15 protein-coding genes, 1 tRNA gene and 1 pseudogene are annotated in these 17,451 nt (G+C 71.0%); 6 read left to right on the top strand and 11 right to left on the bottom strand.

The annotated features are described in order from the left end of the window. Positions 1-5 precede the first annotated feature (5 nt). Together AB0389_RS28900 and AB0389_RS28905 are read right to left on the bottom strand one after the other, a co-directional pair. Positions 6-1,625 carry an ABC transporter substrate-binding protein gene (locus AB0389_RS28900; RefSeq protein ID WP_366398447.1) on the bottom strand — a complete coding sequence of 540 codons (1,620 nt, stop codon included), beginning with the start codon at positions 1,623-1,625 and terminating at the stop codon, positions 6-8. Positions 1,626-1,850: 225 nt separating this feature from the next. After that, a tRNA-Pro gene (locus tag AB0389_RS28905) sits at positions 1,851-1,924 on the bottom strand. Between the two features lie 150 nt (positions 1,925-2,074). Between AB0389_RS28905 and AB0389_RS28910 the strand changes: the two genes are divergently transcribed. The 3 genes from AB0389_RS28910 to AB0389_RS28920 are packed head-to-tail and all read left to right on the top strand — an operon-like array spanning position 2,075 to position 4,341. Further along, on the top strand, positions 2,075-2,797 hold the full coding sequence (locus AB0389_RS28910) for a transketolase (RefSeq protein WP_366398471.1): 723 nt from the start codon (positions 2,075-2,077) through the stop codon (positions 2,795-2,797). A gap of 45 nt (positions 2,798-2,842) precedes the next feature. After that, positions 2,843-3,799 (top strand): transketolase, encoded by a 957-nt coding sequence (locus AB0389_RS28915; protein ID WP_366398448.1) that lies wholly within the window; start codon positions 2,843-2,845, stop codon positions 3,797-3,799. A 23-nt stretch (positions 3,800-3,822) separates the two neighbouring features. After that, positions 3,823-4,341 carry a DUF664 domain-containing protein gene (locus AB0389_RS28920; protein ID WP_366398449.1) on the top strand — a complete coding sequence of 173 codons (519 nt, stop codon included), beginning with the start codon at positions 3,823-3,825 and terminating at the stop codon, positions 4,339-4,341. Here the strand turns inward: AB0389_RS28920 and AB0389_RS28925 are convergent. From AB0389_RS28925 to AB0389_RS28965, 9 genes are all read right to left on the bottom strand, one after another. Beyond that, positions 4,316-4,987, bottom strand: coding sequence for a GNAT family N-acetyltransferase (locus AB0389_RS28925; protein WP_366398450.1), 672 nt, complete (start codon positions 4,985-4,987; stop codon positions 4,316-4,318). The genes AB0389_RS28920 and AB0389_RS28925 overlap by 26 nt on opposite strands. Next, positions 4,984-5,568, bottom strand: a complete 585-nt coding sequence (locus AB0389_RS28930; RefSeq protein WP_366398451.1) for an XRE family transcriptional regulator — start codon at positions 5,566-5,568, stop codon at positions 4,984-4,986. Before AB0389_RS28930 ends, AB0389_RS28925 begins: the two co-directional genes overlap by 4 nt. Positions 5,569-5,640: 72 nt before the next feature. Next, positions 5,641-6,171 (bottom strand): GAF domain-containing protein, encoded by a 531-nt coding sequence (locus tag AB0389_RS28935; protein WP_366398452.1) that lies wholly within the window; start codon positions 6,169-6,171, stop codon positions 5,641-5,643. 40 nt (positions 6,172-6,211) lie between these two features. Then, on the bottom strand, positions 6,212-6,841 hold the full coding sequence (locus tag AB0389_RS28940; RefSeq protein ID WP_366398453.1) for an ATP/GTP-binding protein: 630 nt from the start codon (positions 6,839-6,841) through the stop codon (positions 6,212-6,214). Next, entirely contained in the window at positions 6,819-7,190 is a 372-nt protein-coding gene (locus AB0389_RS28945; RefSeq protein ID WP_114663952.1) for a DUF742 domain-containing protein, read from the bottom strand. The genes AB0389_RS28940 and AB0389_RS28945 overlap by 23 nt, the downstream gene beginning before the upstream one ends. A 2-nt stretch (positions 7,191-7,192) precedes the next feature. Beyond that, on the bottom strand, positions 7,193-7,630 hold the full coding sequence (locus tag AB0389_RS28950) for a roadblock/LC7 domain-containing protein (protein ID WP_366398454.1): 438 nt from the start codon (positions 7,628-7,630) through the stop codon (positions 7,193-7,195). Positions 7,631-7,637: 7 nt separating this feature from the next. Then, on the bottom strand, positions 7,638-9,440 hold the full coding sequence (locus AB0389_RS28955; RefSeq protein ID WP_366398455.1) for an ATP-binding protein: 1,803 nt from the start codon (positions 9,438-9,440) through the stop codon (positions 7,638-7,640). 356 nt (positions 9,441-9,796) lie between these two features. After that, complete coding sequence (locus tag AB0389_RS28960; RefSeq protein WP_366398456.1) at positions 9,797-10,741, bottom strand: hypothetical protein; 945 nt, start codon at positions 10,739-10,741, stop codon at positions 9,797-9,799. Position 10,742: 1 nt separating this feature from the next. Beyond that, complete coding sequence (locus AB0389_RS28965) at positions 10,743-11,120, bottom strand: hypothetical protein (RefSeq protein ID WP_366398457.1); 378 nt, start codon at positions 11,118-11,120, stop codon at positions 10,743-10,745. A gap of 188 nt (positions 11,121-11,308) precedes the next feature. On the opposite strand from AB0389_RS28965, the gene AB0389_RS28970 reads away from it, so the two are divergent. The 3 genes and pseudogenes from AB0389_RS28970 (at position 11,309) to AB0389_RS28980 (ending at position 17,406) form a co-directional block, all read left to right on the top strand. Continuing rightward, complete coding sequence (locus AB0389_RS28970; RefSeq protein WP_366398458.1) at positions 11,309-14,938, top strand: CHAT domain-containing protein; 3,630 nt, start codon at positions 11,309-11,311, stop codon at positions 14,936-14,938. 299 nt (positions 14,939-15,237) lie between these two features. Next, a pseudogene (locus tag AB0389_RS28975) lies at positions 15,238-15,420 on the top strand (hypothetical protein); the annotation flags it as partial. 69 nt (positions 15,421-15,489) lie between these two features. Continuing rightward, positions 15,490-17,406 carry a TerD family protein gene (locus AB0389_RS28980; RefSeq protein ID WP_366398459.1) on the top strand — a complete coding sequence of 639 codons (1,917 nt, stop codon included), beginning with the start codon at positions 15,490-15,492 and terminating at the stop codon, positions 17,404-17,406. Positions 17,407-17,451: the final 45 nt, after the last annotated feature.

Genomic DNA, 17,451 nt, shown 5'->3' on the forward strand with positions numbered 1-17,451 from the left:
TGGTCTCAGGCTCCCTTCAGGCCGATGCCGAGGTAGTCGAACTCGAATCCGTGCTCGGCGTAGCCGCGCACCTTCCGGGAGATGCCGACGAGCCGGTCCGCGAACATCGGGGTCATCGCCCCGCCCTTCTCGATGACGAAGGTCTGGGCCTGGCCGTACAGTTCGCGTCTGCGCGTGTCGTCGGTCTCGCGCCTGGCCCGGTCGAGCAGCGCGTCGAACGCCTTGTCCGACCATGCGGTCTCGTTGTAGCTGGAGCCGCCGCGGAAGACCTGGTTGAGGAGCTGGTCGACGGGGCGGCCGGTGAACCAGTAGGTGGCCATGAGCGGCTTCTTCATCCAGACCTGGGTGTAGTACGAGTCCGCCGAGGCGGTCTTGACCCTGATCCGGATGCCGGCGCGCCGGGCCGACTCCTGATAGGCGAGGGCCATGGGCGTGAAGATCGGGTCGTAGGACGAGGTGTAGAGGTCGACCGCCAGCCGCTCCTGGCCCGCCCGCTTGAGGAGATACCGGGCCTTCTCGGGGTCGTGGACGGGGTGGGCGGCGAGGTGGTTGGGGTCGCTGGGCGGTACGGGGTTGTCCCAGCCGAGGGTGCCGGCGCCCTGGAGGGCGACCTTGAGGACGTGCTCGGGGTCGTAGGCGAGCTTCATCGCCTGCCGCACCCGGACGTCGGTGAAGGGCTTCTCCGTGGTGAGCATCGGCATGACGTACCACTGGGCGTCCTTGACGCGGGCGATCGTGGCGCGGTCGGAGGCGGCGACGACCCGGGCTGTGGCGAAGTCCAGATTGGTCTGGGAGAGCAGATCGACCTGCCCGGCGAGCAGAGCGCCCGAGCGGGCCTGCATGTCGGCGACGGAGTAGAAGTCGATCGCGTCGAGGACGGGCCGGCCGGCCCAGTGCTCCTCGTACGCGGTGACGCGGCCGGGACCGGCGGCGGTGAAGGACGTCAGCCTGAAGGGGCCTGTGCCGATGCCGGTGCGGCCGATGGAGCGGGCGCTGCCGTCGGGGATGACATAGCAGTTGTAGTGCGTCAGCAGGCTGGGGAACTCGGCGTTCGGGGTCTTCAGCGGGACGACGAGGGTGTGCGCGTCGGGGGTGCGCAGCGCCTTCGGGTCGACGAGCGGGGCGAGTACGGCGGCCTGCGGCGAGGCGGTCGCGGCGTCGAGGATGTGGCGGAGGGTGTAGGCGGCGTCGGCTGAGGTGAAGGCGCGGCCGTCGTGGAAGGTGAGGCCGCGGCGGAGCCGGAAGGTCCAGGTACGGGCCTGGTCGTCGGGTTCCCAGGACTCGGCCAGGTCGGGGGCGAGCAGACCGTCGGGGCCGACCCTGACGAGCCGGTTGTAGAGGGCGCCCAGGTACTCGTACGCGGAGAGCGCGCTCGCCGGGTCCAGGGTCTCCGCCTCGGAGGCGGGCGGCCTGGCGATGCGCAGGGTGCCGCCGCGGTCGGGCCGGCCGGAGGGCGCGGCACCGGGCAGGACACCCGCCGCGGCGCCGGATCCGGCGCCGCCCGAGCAGCCGGTGAGCAGCCAGGAGGCGCCGAGCGCCGCACCGCCGGCCGCGGCGGCGGTGAGCAGCGCGCGCCGCGGCGGGCCGGCCGGCCCGGGGTCCGTTCGTCGGTCTGTGTCGGACATGTACCGGACGCCCTTCGCATTGATTCGTTCAGCTGAACGATTGGGTGAAGTGCGTGAACGATAGCCAGCCGACACCCTCCCGCCAACCCCTTGTGTGCGGAAATTAACCCGGGAAATCGACTCGTTACCTGGCGCGGCCCCCGGGGCGGACAGGTGGTCCCCCGGAAACACGGAAAGGCGGTACCGGATTTCTCCGATACCGCCTGCGACCTGCGAAAACACAAGTCGGGACGACAGGATTTGAACCTGCGACCCCTTGACCCCCAGTCAAGTGCGCTACCAAGCTGCGCCACGTCCCGGTGCCCGTCTGACCTGCGGTTTCCCCGGCCTGAACGCGCATGAGAACAATACCGCACTCCGGCCGGTGATCACGAACCGCTTTCCGGGCGGCGGTGCGGTTTGACCTCAAGCGTGATTGAGGTTGCAAGGTGACACGCATGACGCCAGACATGACGACACATCCGACGCGCTCCGCTCCGTCCGAGGCCGGCGGTGCGGCCGGCCGCCGGGAGCTGGAGCGGCTGATGGCCCTGATGACGGGGGACGAGAAGCACGGACCCGCCGCGACCTCGACCCTGGACGCGCTCTGGGTGCTGTACGACCGGGTGTTGCGGGTCTCGCCGGCCGAGGCCGACGCGCCGGGGCGGGACAGGTTCCTGCTGTCCAAGGGGCACGGGCCGATGGCCTACTACGCGGTCCTCGCCGCCAAGGGGTTCTTCGCCGAGGAGCTGCTGCCCGGGTTCGGCTCGTACGGTTCGCCGCTCGGCCACCATCCCGACCGGACGCTGGTGCCCGGCGTGGAGATCGGCAGCGGTTCGCTCGGGCACGGGCTGCCGCTCGCCGTGGGCAGCGTGCTGGGGCTGCGCGCGCGGGGGCTCCCCGGGCCCCGGGTGTGGGTGCTGATCGGGGACGCCGAGCTGGACGAGGGCAGCAATCACGAGGCGATCGCCTACGCGGGCCCCGCCGCACTCGACCAGCTGCACACCCTGGTGATCGACAACGCCTCCGCGACCTACGGCCGGCCCGGCGGCATCGCCTCCCGTTTCGAGGCGGCCGGCTGGTCGGTCGAGACCGTGGACGGCCGGGACCACGAAGCGATGTACGCGGCCTTCACCGCGCCCCACCCCGGCCGGCCCCGGGCCGTGGTCGCCCGGGTCGAGCCCAAGTCCTAGCTGGTCCTAGCCAGTCCCAGCCCACCGACCCGAGAGACACACCCCATGGACACCATGCGTGACCGCTTCATCTCCACCGCCACCCGTCTGCTGGACGAGGACCCCCGGCTCGCGGTCGTCCTCGCCGAGATCAGCCGGGACGGATTCGCCGACGCCGCGCGGCGCCATCCCGACCGGCTGATCAACGTCGGCATCCGCGAGCAACTGCTGATCGGCGTCGGCGGCGGACTCGCGCTCGCCGGGGTGCGCCCGATCGTGCACACCTTCGCCTCCTTCCTGGTCGAGCGCCCCTTCGAGCAGGTGAAGCTGGACTTCGGCCATCAGGGCGTGGGCGGTGTGCTGGTCAGCGCCGGCGGTTCGTACGACTGGCCGGCCGGGGGCTTCACCCATATGGCGCCGGGCGATGTCGCGCTGATGGACACGCTCGACGGCTGGTCGGTGCATGTGCCGGGCCATCCGGACGAGGCCGAGGCGCTGCTGCGGCACGCCGCCGCCGGGGACGGCCGGGACTACGTACGGCTGTCGCTCCAGAGCAACGCGCGCGCCAGGCCGGTGGTCCCGGCCGGCGGCGGGGCCGGCTTCGCCACCGTCCGCGAGGGGCGGGCCGGGGTGGTGATCGCCGTCGGGCCGATGCTGGACAACGTACTGGCCGCGACGGAGGGCCTGGACACGACCGTCCTGTACGCGACGACCGTACGGCCCTTCGACGGCGACGCGCTGCGCCGGGCCGTCGCCGCGCGCACCGGGGACTCGGCGGATGTCGTGCTCGTGGAGCCGTATCTCGCCGGGACCTCCACGGCCGCCGCCAATGACGCCCTCCCCGACACACCGCACCGGGTACTGGGGCTCGGGGTCGCCCGCCGTGAGCTGCGCGCGTACGGCGAACTGGCCGACCACGTGGCCGCGCACGGGCTCGACCCGAGGTCGCTGCGGGAGCGCGTCACGGCGTTCCTCGCGCGCGGCACCGTGAAGCGAGAGGATGAGAGCGGCCCGAAGGGCTGACGACACCACGAGGGGAGCGCGCCATGACCGCGAGCACCGATCTGCTCATCGACGCCTTCGGCCGGATCCGTGAGACCGTCCGTGACACGGTGGACGGCCTCTCCCCCGATGAGCTGGCGGTACGCGTCGACGACGGAGCGAATTCGATCGCCTGGCTCGTCTGGCATCTCACCCGGATCCAGGACGACCATCTCGCCGACGCCACCGGTACGGACCAGGTGTGGATCGCGGAGAAGTGGTCGGAGCGCTTCGCGCTGCCGTTCCCCCCGCTCGCCCACGGATACGGCCACTCCACCGAGGACGTGGCCGCGCTCGGCGCCGCCGGTCTCACCGCCGAACTGCTCGGCGGGTACCACGACGCCGTCCACGACCGGACCGTCGCGCATCTCGGCGCGCTGAAGGACGCGGACCTCGGACGGGTGGTCGACGAGGGGTGGAGCCCGCCGGTCACCCTCGGCGTGCGGCTGGTGAGCGTCATCGCCGACGATCTCCAGCACGCGGGACAGGCCGCGTTCATCAGGGGCTGGCTGGAGCGCCCATGATGTCCGTGGCGCCCGTGACGCCGGTGACGCCGGTGACGCCCGTGACGCCCGTGACGTCTGAGGGAAGCGCCGTCGCCCCGATGTCCTTGTAGAAGAAGGTTGTCGCCCTGAGCGTCCCGCCCGGGTCCGCCGCGTGCCCCGGGACCACCCCGACCGCCGTCCAGCCGGCCGAACGGTACAGCGTCTCGGCCGGGCTGCCGGTCTCGGTGTCGAGCAGAAGCAGCGTCACGCCGGCGCGGGCCGCCCCCTCCTCCGCGGCGGCCAGCAGGGCCCGCCCGGTCCCCCGCCCCCGCGCGTCGCGGTGCACGAGCAGCTTGCCTATCTCGGCACGGTGGCGGCCGTTGGCCTTGTCGGCGTACGTCACCATGACAACCCCCACGATCCGCCCTGCGTCCTCGGCGTCCTCGGCATCCCCGGCGGCCCTGCCGTCCCACCTGGCGACCCGCACGGACAGCTGTCCCTCCCGTACGGCCGGGACCCGGCCGCGCCACCAGTCCGCGGCGGTCGCCCGGTCCAGCGGGTCCAGGAATCCGACGGAGGCGCCGCCCGCGACCGCGTCGACCAGCAGCTCACCGAGCGCCTCGGCGGCGCCGAGAAGCTCCCCCGCGGAGAGCCCCACCACCTCGGGCCGTGTCCCGGGCCTCATGGCTGCACCACCACGATCGCGTACCTGACCGGGCCGGGCCCCGGACAGCGCAGCCGGGTCGGGCCCCACAGCCGTGTGCGCAGGCAGTCGCCCACGTTCAGCAGATGCGCCTCGTGCCCCACGGTGAATTCGAGCGTCCCCTCCAGCACCCACACATGCTGTTCCATGCCGGGGACCGGGGGCCGTTCGTACGGTACGTCCGCGCCGGCCCGCAGGGTGCCCTCGACCACTTCGGCCCGCAGCCCGGCCTGCGGCGGCGAGACCGAACGCCGTACGAAGCCGGCGGCCGGGTCCGTCCACACGGTCTGGTCGGCCGCCCTGACCAGCTGGGCCGGTTCCGCCTCGACCTCGCTGAGCAGCTGCGACAGGGGGCGCCCGTACACCGCGCACAGCCGGCCGAGCAGCGACGTCGTCGGGCTGATCTCGCCGCGCTCGGCGCGCGACAGCGTGGAGCGGCTCACTCCGCTGCGGCTCGCCAGCTCGTCCAGCGACCAGTGGTGCTCGCCGCGCAGCGCGGCGAGGCGGGCCGCCAGCAGCGTGTCGAGGGGATCGGGCGGAGACGCGTCAACACTCTCTCTCATATTCGACAGGATATCCCATATTCGGGACACACCATCGAGCGGGAGTGGAGAGTGAGGGCTCGGAGAGGACCGTCAGAGAAGGCCTTCCTCCCGCTGCCGGATCTGCGCCATCAGCTCCGCCGCGAACGTCTTGATCGTGTCGAGTCCGGTACGCCCCCACCGCCGCGGCTCGGTATCGGCGACGCAGACCGTGCCCAGCGCCATGCCGGTCCGGTCGATGAGCGGCGCGCCGAGGTACGAGCGGATGCCGACCTCGTCCACCAGGGCGTTCCCGGCGAACCGGGGAAAGTCCCTCACGTCCTCCAGGACCAGCGCCTTGCGCCGTACCACCACATAGGGGCAGAAGCCGTGGTCCCGGGCCATGAACCGGTCGCCCGGGTCGCCCGGTGGCGCGTGCAGCCCCGCGAAGAACTGCCGGTTCTCGTCGATGAAGTTGACCATCGCGTACGGAGCACCCGCCGTCCGCGCCATCTGCCCGGCGAACGCGTCGAGGGCGGGCTCGGCGCGCTCCCCGAGGCCGAGCCCGCGCAGCCGTACGACGCGGTCCGGCGCCTCCTGGTCGACGGGCGTGAGCAGCAGCCGGCCGAGCGGGTCGTACGTCATGCGCGGGCTCCGTCGGTCGGGGAGGTCGGGGATATCCGGGTCATGGGGCGGGCTCCGGTGCGGGGGCGGGCGGCGGAGAGGCGGTGATCAGATGTTGAACGAGTGTGACCAGCGTCTGGATACCGGAGCTGGCGATCCGCGCGTCGCAGAGCACGATCGGCACCTCGGGATTGAGGTCTATCGCCGCCCGGACCTCCTCCGGCTCGTAGCGGTACGAGCCGTCGAACTCATTGACCGCGACGACGAATCCGATGCCGCGCTGTTCGAAGAAGTCGACGGCGGAGAAGGAGTATTCGAGCCGCCGGGTGTCGGCGAGCACGACCGCGCCGAGGGCACCCCGGGACAGCTCGTCCCACATGAACCAGAACCGTTCCTGGCCGGGGGTGCCGAAGAGATAGAGCACATGCCGCTCGTCGAGTGTCAGCCGGCCGAAGTCCATGGCTACGGTGGTGGAGGTCTTCGTCTCCACCCCCGTCAGATCGTCGGTGGCGGCGCTGACCTGGGTCAGCAGCTCCTCCGTACTCAGCGGCGCGATCTCGCTGACCGCTCCGACAAAGGTGGTCTTGCCGACCCCGAAGCCGCCCGCGACCAGGACTTTCAGCGCGGTGGGGAAGGGCTCGGCGAGTGTGGTCGGCGCGAGGGACGGATCAGAGCTGTCGTCGTAGGCCATCGAGCACTGCCTCCAGCAGGAAACGGTCGGTGGGGTTGTCGAAGCTGTCCGGTGGCCGTGCGGCGATCGCTCCGCAGTCCACCAGATCGGAGAGCAGGACCTTGGTGACCGTGGCGGGCAGCCGCAGATGCGCGGCGATCTCCGCGACCGAGGTCGGCCCCTGACAGAGACCGACGGCCTGGGCGTGCTCGGGGCCGAGATGCGTGGCGGGCACCGACCCCGTGGACATCACCAGGGTCAGCAGGTCCAGCGCGGCCGTCGGCCGGGTCCTGCCCCCGCTCACGGCGTACGGCCGGATGAGCCGGCCCGCCGCGTCGTCGAGCCACGGCCCGTCCGTCGGGAGCGGCACGGTCAGTGGCCCATGGCGCTCGGTGCGGCACCGGCGCCCTGTCGGAGCGGGGTGACCAGATACGGCCGTACGCTCTTGACCAGCATCGCCATCTCGTAGCCGAGCACCGCCGCGTCCGCGTCCCGGCCCGCCAGCACGGCGAGGCAGGTGCCGGAGCCGGCGGTCGAGACGAAGAGCAGGGTGGAGTCCAGCTCGACGACGACCTGGCGGACCTCACCGCCGTCGCCGAACCGCGCCCCGGCGCTGCGGCCCAGGGAGTAGAGGCCGGAGGCGAGGGCGGCCATGTGGTCGGCGCTGTCGGCGTCCATGCCGTGCAGGGACCGCACCAGACCGTCGGAGGAGAGCAGCACGGCGCTGCGGGTGAAGGGGACGCGCTGGACCAGACCGCTCAGCAGCCAGTCGAGGTCCGAGGCATGGCCGGTGGGAACATCGCTCGCCATGGTGCATCTACTCCTTTGTCGTGGGGGTGTTGTCGCGGCGCTGCGGTTCCGGAAGGGAGCCCGCGGGGTGTTCGTGGCGGGTGTCCGCGCCGGGCGCGGGCTGGGACTCGGCGAGGCCGATACCGCGCTGGAAGGCGGCCATCAGCCCCGGGTCGTGGAGCGTGGGTTCCCCGGCGGGCGGCGGCGCGGGGGTGTCCCGCAGCTGCGGGACGAGGTGCTCCTGACCGCGGCGGCGGGGCAGTCGGGGGCGGCTGCCGGCACTCTCGATCGTGCCGTCCCCGTCCCCTTCCCTGGCGTGCTCGCCGCGTACGGGCAGCGGTGCGGGGGCCGACGCCTGCCGCGGGGGCCGGGAAGCGGACGCCGACGCGGACATCGGCGGGGACACCGGCGGGGGCTGGAGCTGGGGCGACGGCCGGGGCGGCGCGGACCGCCGCGGTACCGCGGGCGGTACGGACGGGACCGGGGGCGCGGTCGCGGGCGGCGGCGGGACGGCGGGCGCGGCGGGACGGCCGGCGCCGCGTTCGCCCTGCTCGGTGCGGTCGGAGCCGAGAAGCGTCTGCGGCAGGACGAGTACGGCCTGGACACCGCCGTAGATATTGGACTGGAGGCGCACCGCGATCCCGTGCCTGCGCGCCAGCGCGGACACCACGAAGAGCCCGATCCGCCCGTCCTGGAGCAGATGGGCCACATTGACCTGGTCGGGGTCGGTGAGCAGGCTGTTCATCCGCTTCTGCTCGTCGATCGGCATCCCGAGGCCGCGGTCCTCCACCTCGATGGCGAGCCCCGCCGTCACATGCTGGGCCCGGAGCAGGACTTGGGTGTGCGGGGACGAGAACAGCGTCGCGTTCTCGACGAGTTCGGCCAGCAGGTGGATGACGTCCGCGACCGCGTGGCCGCGCAGGGTGCCGTCGATCGGCGGCACCAGCTTGATCCGTGGATACTGCTCGACCTCGGCGATGGCCGAGCGGAGCACCTCGGTCATGGCGACCGGTCTGCTCCACTGCCGCCGCGAGACCGCGCCGCCGAGCACGGCGAGGTTCTCGGCGTGGCGGCGGATCCGGGTGGCCAGATGGTCGACGTGGAAGAGCCCCTTGAGCAGTTCGGGGTCCTCGACCTGGTTCTCCAGCTCGTCGAGCAGCTGGATCTCGCGGTGGACGAGCGACTGGAGCCGGCGGGCCAGATTGACGAAGACCTCCACCTTCTGCTCGTTGCCGACGCTGCTGGACAGCCGGGAGGCCTGCACCACCGCGCCGACGGCGACGGCCTGGGAGCGGGCCATCTCCCGTGCGAGGAGGTCGAACTCGTCCTCCTCGCCGACCCCGGCCCCGACCCCGGAGTCAGGGCCGGGCCCCGGCCCGGGCCCGGCGGGCGGTGCCCGGCGCACGGTGACCGGCTCGCCGCGCCGGAGCTGCTCCATCACGGCGCGCAGCTCGGCCTGTCCGCGCGCGTGGGAACGGCGCAGCGCGGCGCCGCGCCCGAGAAGGGACTTGGCGGTACGTTCCGCGCCGAGCGCCGCGGCGGCGACGGCCGCGAGGGCGAGCAGCGCGGTGCCGAACAGGGCGGTCCAGATCTCGGCGGTCGGCTCCGCCGCAGTGGTGCGCAGGACGACCACCACGGCCGTCGCGCCGCTCAGTGCGGCGACTATCGCGGGAAGCACCGCGGTACGCATGAGCTGAGGGCGTATGCGGGTGTCGGGCGGGGCCGTCGGCTCGGTCCTGACGAGGGACGACAGCGAGCGCGAGCCCGGCCGGCCGTGCCGCCCGCCCTCGCGGCGTTCCGGCCGCGCGACGGGTGCGCGAAGGTGAGACATGAGTGTCCTCGGTACTACGTGGGGCCCCAGGGAGCGGCGTCGTGCTGGTGTTCCGGAAATGGCGCAGCGGCAAGGCCTGCGCGTACCGCTTCAGCCCTCCGTTGATCACCGAGCACACACGGTAGTCGCCAAGCGTTCCTTCGCGGTGGGCAGTTGACGAACTTCCCCACAGAGCATCCCGCCCTGGTATGAGCCATCGCACACCAGCACGAAATACGGCATTCGGAGCACAGCCCCTCGACATGCATTGGAAGACCTACAGCGGCACCGGTGCGGGGAAGACCCGGTGGCGCATGCCCTGGCTCCTGGTAAGGGCCGAGGGCGAACGCATGACTGTCCCGGCGTGGCAGCTCTCGTCAGCTGTCGGTCGAGACAGGAGGGGGCAAAGGCCCGGTCCGAAGGTGGTGGGTGAGGCGGGCGCCGAGATCGGGAGTGAGGGGGCCTGCGTGGTCGAACCCGAGCTGAGCGGCCAGGGCAGGGATGTGGAGGCGGGCCGCGACGTCGAGGAGACGAGCGTAGGTGTCCACACAACTGCGGGTGCGGTGTCTGGCCGCCGCCGCCAGGACCAAGGTCACCGGGGCGGCCGGCCACCACCAACAAGCGAGCGGCGCATACAGCACGGCCCAGCCGGCCAGGGTCGTGGCGCGGACCAGCGCGGCTCGGGCCTCGGAGATCCGGGTGCCCAGGGCCTCGGGAAGGACGGGTTCCAGGTAGGGCCACAGGGTGGCGAGGTCCAGGCTGTGGTCACGGTCCAGGCGCAGGGCGACGGCCTGGACGCGATCACCGCTCCAGGTCGGCCGCTCGGGCCGTTCCTGGGCGATTCGGGTGCGCCTTGCGAGAGCCGCGCGCCCCACCGCGGGATCGGGCCGGTCAGCGGGGTCGGGCGCGAGGGTGAGCCGCTGCTGCTGGAGGTAGACGCTGTGGGCGTCGTCCCAGCGACGCTGCTTGCGCCGTACCCACCGGTCGGCCAGAACCGGCAGTCCGAGCGGCCACGCCTTCCAGCCGACTGCCAGAACCAGGCGTTCGACCAGCGCACCAGCCGCCTCGGCGACAAGCCCGGCCGCGGCCGAGGCGACCAGAACCGTCCCCACCAGCACGATCTGCCCGCCGACCCCGGTGACCGCCGGCTGCTCGGCGACCGTCGCCACCTCCTGGACCAGCCTTGCGGCATCCAGGGCGTGCCGCTGCCCCAGGGTGTGCGCGGCAGCGGCAACGGCAAGGTAGAGCACCCCGGGCAGGACAAGCAGTGACAGCCACCGATCGGCGAGCTTCTTGCCCAGCTCGCCCCAGAGCCCGCCCACCTCAGACCAGCCGTTCCCGGATGAGTTCCCGCCGGCCGATCGAGCAGACCGGCCGGGCGACAGCCACCTCGCTGCCGTGCCGCCCCGTGCACTGCCGCAGCGGACACCGGAAGACGATCTCCAGCGGCTCCAGACCGCTCAGCTCTCCGGCACGGCCCTGACCGGCGCCGTGGATGCTCACCAAGTCGTCGGTCGCGTCCCTGAGCGCCGCGTCGACCTCGCCCAGGAGCCGTGCGGCCTGCGTCGTATCGGCACCGCAAGCCGCACGCAGCCGCGCGAGTGGCGTCGACGGATCAAGGCCGTCGTCGCCGAGCAGCTCCCGCAACTCCTCGAAATGGGCGCACACATACGCCAGCGCCGCCGCGTCCCTACCTGACAATCCAGCCTCCCCGTCGCCCACCGGAGCAGGTTCCCACCGAACCGTCTCCAGTCGCAGGGAATTGCGACAATAAGCCTTCCACCCGCAGCCGTCTGGCTAGCCTGAGCCGCACGACACAGCCTCGCGAGATGGGGACACCGGTGGAGAGAGACGAAGAACCCGGCGAGGGTCCACTGAACGGGGATTCAGTGGCGCCCGACGGACTGCTTCGCTACTACATCCAGGCATACTTCGACACGAGCGACCCCCATATCGCGCTCTCCGCCGTGCCGTTGTGCGCCGCGGGCTCGCTGATCCATGACATCAGCGAGCGGCTGTACGAGAATTCCGTAACCGAAGACGACGTGGCACTCACACACCTGGTCGGTGTCCTGCTCACCCTTCGTCTCCGGGCTCTCGACGAGGAGCAGGCTTCCTTCGACCATCATGCGCTGCTGTCTGTTTTCGGCCTTCTGCACGCGATCGCTCCGGCGGTCGTTCCCGAGGGCCTCGCCGAAGCGTTCGCCGACGCACCTCCCCCTGTGCCGGAACGGCACACCCTGCTGAGCGCGATGGGCATGCTCCTGCTCCACGAATGCGGACGTACCAAGGAGCCCGAGGTCTCCGGCACCGCCATCCCCTTGTTCGAGGCCGCGTTGCAGACCGCTCCCGCGGAAGAGCAGCCCGTAATCCGGTTCAACCTGGGCAGTTCCTGGATGCAACTGGCCGAGGTTCTGGGCATACCCGACGGGCTCAAAGTGGCCGCCCACCACATGGAGCAGGCGGCAGCCGCGGCCGGAGACAATCCGGAAAGGCCGCGGATGCGGGACAGCCTCGCGAACGTCCAGGACGCGCTGTTCGACCACAGCCACGACATCGCCGACCTCGACAAGGCGATCGGCGCCCGTCGGGCGCTGGTGAACGAGACTCTCCCCGAGCCCGGTTGGTGGTTCCAGCTCGGAGTCCTCCTGTGGAAGCGGTACCAGCACACCCGCATCGGGAAATACCTGAACGAGGCAGTCGACGCGACCGCTCGCGAGACCAGGATCATGCCCGGCACACACCCGAGCCTGCCCGGAGTGCTGGGCAGCCTCGGGAACATGCTGCTTGCCCGCTACACCACCACCGGCGACCTGGACCATCTGGAGGCCGCTCTGGCCGCCACGGCCGAGGGCGAGCGGCTCGCGCCACCGGAGGATCCGCAACGGGCGGCGCTGCACCAGAACATGCACGCCTTGCGGCAGCGTTACGCGCTGGCCCTGAGCGGCCGGCCCCAGCCTGTGTCCACCGGGCTGGACAACGAGCCGCCGGAACCGGACGTCCTTGTCGCCCTCGCCACGAGTCTGCTCGGCCAGTTCGTCCGACTCGGCGACGCGGAGGACGCGGAAGCAGCTCTGCGGCTTTCCCGGGAGGCGCTCGCCGCGATCCCCGGACATGCCCCCGCCCTGTCCGCACAGTCCGCCGCGCTGTTCCACCGCTTCCGCCTCATGGCCGAACCGGCCGATCTGGCCGAAGCGTTCGACTCCGCCTCCGCCGCGCTCGCAGCCACCCCCGACGACGACCCCGCCCGTGTCGACCGTCTGGCCGCCCTCGCGTCCGTCCTGCGTATCCGGTTCGAGACCGCGGGTAACCTGGAGGACCTCACCGCGGCGATCGAGAAGGCCGAGACCGCTGTCAGCCTTGCCGACCGCCGAGGCGCCACCGAGCACACGGCGCCGGCCATCCTCAGCGGCCTCCTGCTCGCCCGGTTTGTCACTCTGCGCCACCGAGCGGATATCGACAGAGCCATCGTGGCCGCCCACAAGGCAGTGGACACCGCGCCGCCCGGCGGAGAGACCGGTCGCGTACTGACCCACCTTGCCGCCGCCCTGCACACCCGCTACGACGTCTTCGCGCAGCGGAAGGACTTGGACAGTGCGATCACCGCGCTCAGAACGGCGACCGCCGCCACCCCGGCCACCCACGCCGACTACCCGGTCATGCGGCTCAAACTCGCGGTGGCTCTTCGCGCCCGCGGCGACCGGGAAGACCTCGACGCCTCCACCGTCATCCTCCGCCGGACGGCCCGGGAGCTCGCCACCCGCAGCCCCGGCGACCCCAACCTTGCTCACCTGCAGTCGGAGCTCGGATTGACCCTCATGCGGCGGCGGTTCAAGGGCGGCGGCACGGGCGACGATGTGTACGAGGCCCTGACGGCCTTCCGAGCCTCCACAGCCAGCGTTACTGCCTCGACGCGAACCCGCCTGTTCTCGGCCTTCTACTCGGGCAAACTGGGCATGCTGACCGGCGACACCAGGGGCGCACTCGCCGACTACCGTACGGCTATCGAACACCTGCTGCCCCGGCTGGCGGACCGAGGCATCCCCCGGGCATCCCGGCTGGCCCAGATCGCGCAACTGCCCTTACTGGCCAGCGATGCCGCAGCGGCCTCGATCGCCGCCGGCGACCTGCGCGGTGCCGTCCGGCTGCTGGAGCAGGGGCGCTCGGTGATCTGGTCCCAACTACTGCAGACCCGCACCGACCGGAACGCGCTGCATGCCGCGCTTCCCCTGCTGGCAGAGGAGTTCGACGCCATCTGCGCCGATCTGGAAGGCAACTGGCCCGGTCCGGACAGCACTCACACCGGGGTACCCGAGAACGGTTCGCGACGCTGGGGACTCAGCGAACAGTTCGACGACATCCTGGCTCGGATCCGCAGGCAACCCGAATTCACCGACTTCCTCGAACCGCCGTCCTTCGAACTGCTGCACCGTGCCGCCAACGAAGGACCGGTCGCGATCATCAACATCAGCAGCCACCGCTGTGACGCCCTCCTGCTCACCTCCACCCCGGGCGAGGACCCGATCAGACTGGTGAAACTGCCCCGCGTCACCGCCAAGGACATTGAGCTCAGCACCGCCGACTTCCTCGACGCCATCGGCCGGCTGAACAGGCCCGGGCTCGCTCTCGGCCCCGTCGAAGCCCACTCGCTGGGCACCCGGGTCACCGACACGCTGCACCGGCTCTGGGAGGACATCGCCGAACCCGTCCTTGCCGCACTGGGCCTCAATCAGCCGCGTCCGGCGGTTCCGCGCCTGTGGTGGTGCCCCACCGGACCCCTGGCTCTCCTCCCCCTGCACGCCGCCGGGCCCAGGAACGGCCCGCGCGTCATCGACCGAGTGATCTCCTCCTACACCCCCACCCTGGGCTCACTCATCAGAGCCAGATCGCACCGCCCGCCCGGGCGGCCCCAACTGCTTGCGGTAGGGGTGGCCGACGTACCGGAGAACGACGAAGACACCGCGCACATGGCCGGCCTGCCCGGCGTCGGGAACGAACTCTCCATACTCAGTGAGCTCTTCGGCGACAGGCTCACCCTCCGGGCCGGGGAACAGGCCGTCACGCCTGCCGTTCTGTCCGCTCTACCCTCGCATCCACGGGTCCACTTCGCCTGCCACGGCATGCACGACCCGGACGACCCCGCCCATAGTCACCTGGTCCTGCACGACGGCCCCCTCTCCGTGTCGGCCATCGCCGAACAGGACCTCTCCGGCGCGGAACTCGCCTTCCTCTCCGCATGCCACACCGCCCGTGGCACCAGCGCCCTCGCCGACGAGGCGATCCATCTCGCCGCCGCTTTCCAACTCGCCGGCTTCCAGCACGTCGTCGGCACCCTCTGGAGACTCGCCGACGGTCCGGCGCCCGACATCACGCGCGAGTTCTACCACGCCCTGGAAACCTCGGGTCAGGGCACGGGCTACAGCGCCCGCGCTCTCCACAACGCCGTCCAACGACTCCGCCAGGACCCCACCCACGCCTCACGCCTGAATTGGGCATGTTACGTCCACATGGGCCCGTAGTGCTCCAGAGCCGCCCCAGCCGCGGGTACACCCTTGTGAACTTCCTCCGCCCTGGTGAGAGGCGACTGTACGAGTGGCTCGTGCACCGTTTCCAGCGGGCCGAGCCACGCGAGTCGGCGTTGAGGTACATGCGCGGCCTGATTCAAAAGACCTTCACCATTTCATCACGATTTCGTCACTCACCTCTCAGAGTCATGCCGTCTGCACTTCACACCCCTTACGGTCATCTGGCACCAATTGATTCATGGGGGACGCATGTCGTACAGCCAAGTGCCGTCTGCACAACCGCAGTTCGCCTGGCCGCGCGTTCCGCCCTGGACTCCGGTGTCTCCCTCACGGTGGCGGACGCCCTGCCGAACGACCGCCGGGTGCTGGTCGAATCGAATGGGAAGGTGTGCACGCAGGAGCCGGCCGCCGGCGCATCGCTCAACGGACAGCCGGTCACGCTCAAAGCGGTCAAATTCGACGAGTCCTGTCCATGACCAGCAGCCGGGCCGCCGTAGGACACACCGGAGTACGTAAGTAACCGAGTTGATTGGGCAACCCACGCGATGAGTCTCGTCTCTGCCGGCTTGGACATACCCGCCGCCGGTGACTACGCCTACGACTGGGCACTGATCGATGTAGAAACCTCAGGACTCATACCCCGACGGGACCGAGTGCTGTCCGTCGCGGTGGTGACGATCAGCCCGGAAGGCGAACAGACCGGAGAGTTCTCGACACTGCTCAACCCGGGATGCGACCCGGGGCCGGTCGAGGTGCACGGGCTCACCGCCGAGCGGCTGCGGGGCGCTCCGGCCTTCGCCCAGGTCGCCGGGCAGATCGGGGCGATGCTTCAGGACCGGGTCCTGGTGGCCCACAATGCCCAGTTCGACTACGACTTCCTCGCCCACGAGTTCGCACGTGCGCGGATGTGGCTTCCGGTCTCGCAGCGGCTGTGCACCCTGGCCCTCAACCGCCAGGTCGACCCGCCGACCGGCGACCTGAAGCTGGGGACACTCGCTGCCCATTACGGCGTCCCCCAACAACGTGCTCACGACGCACTGGACGACACCCGTGTACTGGCCGGGATCCTGCGGGCCTCCCTGCGTGAGGCGGCCCGGCTCGATCTCCCTCTCCCCCTCGTGACCTGCCCGCCCCGGGCGGAATCACAGTTCACGCCGAGGCCGCCCAAAACTCCGTGCGTCTACCGCAATCCCGGCCGTATGACTCCCGCCGGACCGCTCCGGCAAGGCATGAAGATCGCGATCACCGGCGAGACCGCCCACGCCCGTGCGGAGCTGATCGGGCGAGCCGTCGCCGCCGGACTGAACATGATGACCTCCGTCAGCCGGCACACCAGCGTGCTGGTCACCAACGAACCCGCGTCGGACTCGGCCAAGGCACACCGCGCCCGTACCGAGGGCGTACCGGTGATCGACGAACACACCTTTCTGCGGCTGCTCGCAGACGTACAACCGGGAACAGTCTTCGAGACGCCGGTCGCCGCGGCAGTCACGGTCGCCGGGTCCGACACTCGGCGAGCCACCCCCACGCAACCGGTCACTCCCGCAGCGGTCGCCGCACCCAACAGCCGGACAGCGGCTTCGAGCACCCCGGCTGCCTCGAAGACAACCGTGCACCAGACACGTCGGGCGGAGTCTGCCGCAGGTGCCGCACCGGCGGACAGGCCGCTGTCCGGACACAGAGTCCTGGTCCTGGGCGGCGTCCATACTGACGCCGCGGCGGCCCGCACCCGCGTCGTCGCTCTCGGCGGTTCCGCCGCGATCAACCTGTCCGCGGGCGTCACCGACGTCGTACTCCTGCCTGGCGGAGAACGCGACCGGCGTATGACCCGCATCAGAGCCCTCGCGCTCCCCGCGCACGGCCCTGACTGGCTCACCGCTTCGGTAACCACCTCTCAGCCCCCAACGACCATTCGTCCCCAAGAGCCCGTGGTGCTGCCCAGAGGTGGTGTCATCGACCTGCCCATGCCGCCCGGAACCCCTTCCCCCGTGTGGCACCTCACCGCTGGCTGGTCCCCGCAATCCGGCTTCGAGGTCGACGTCGTCGCCTTCCTCCTCGACGAGGACGAACAAGTCACCTGCGACGAGGACTTCATCTTCTACGGGGCTCCGGAGAGCCCCGCCGGATCCGTACGCCTGCTGACCGGTGGCCCAGCCGAGCAAACGGTCACCGTCGACCTGGCCTCCCTGCCACCGACGACCCGCAGAGTCGTCATAGCCGCAGCCATCGACGGCACCGGAACGTTCGAAACAGTCGGCGCGATACAGATCAGCGCGGCCCCCAGCAACAGCGGGCCGCCCCTCGCACGGGCCACCTTGGACGCCGCCACCACCGAACGCACGATGCTGCTCGCCGAGATCTACCGCAGAGGCCCGGTCTGGCGCCTACGCGCCGTCGGCCAGGGCTACGACCACGCCCTGGACACACTCGCACGCGGCTACGGAGTCGACATCGCCGAGTGACTACGCGGCGAAGAAACGCGCCGCCGAACCCTCGGCCCGGCACAT

The organism is Streptomyces sp. NPDC093109, assembly GCF_040701725.1.
Classification (GTDB): domain Bacteria; phylum Actinomycetota; class Actinomycetes; order Streptomycetales; family Streptomycetaceae; genus Streptomyces.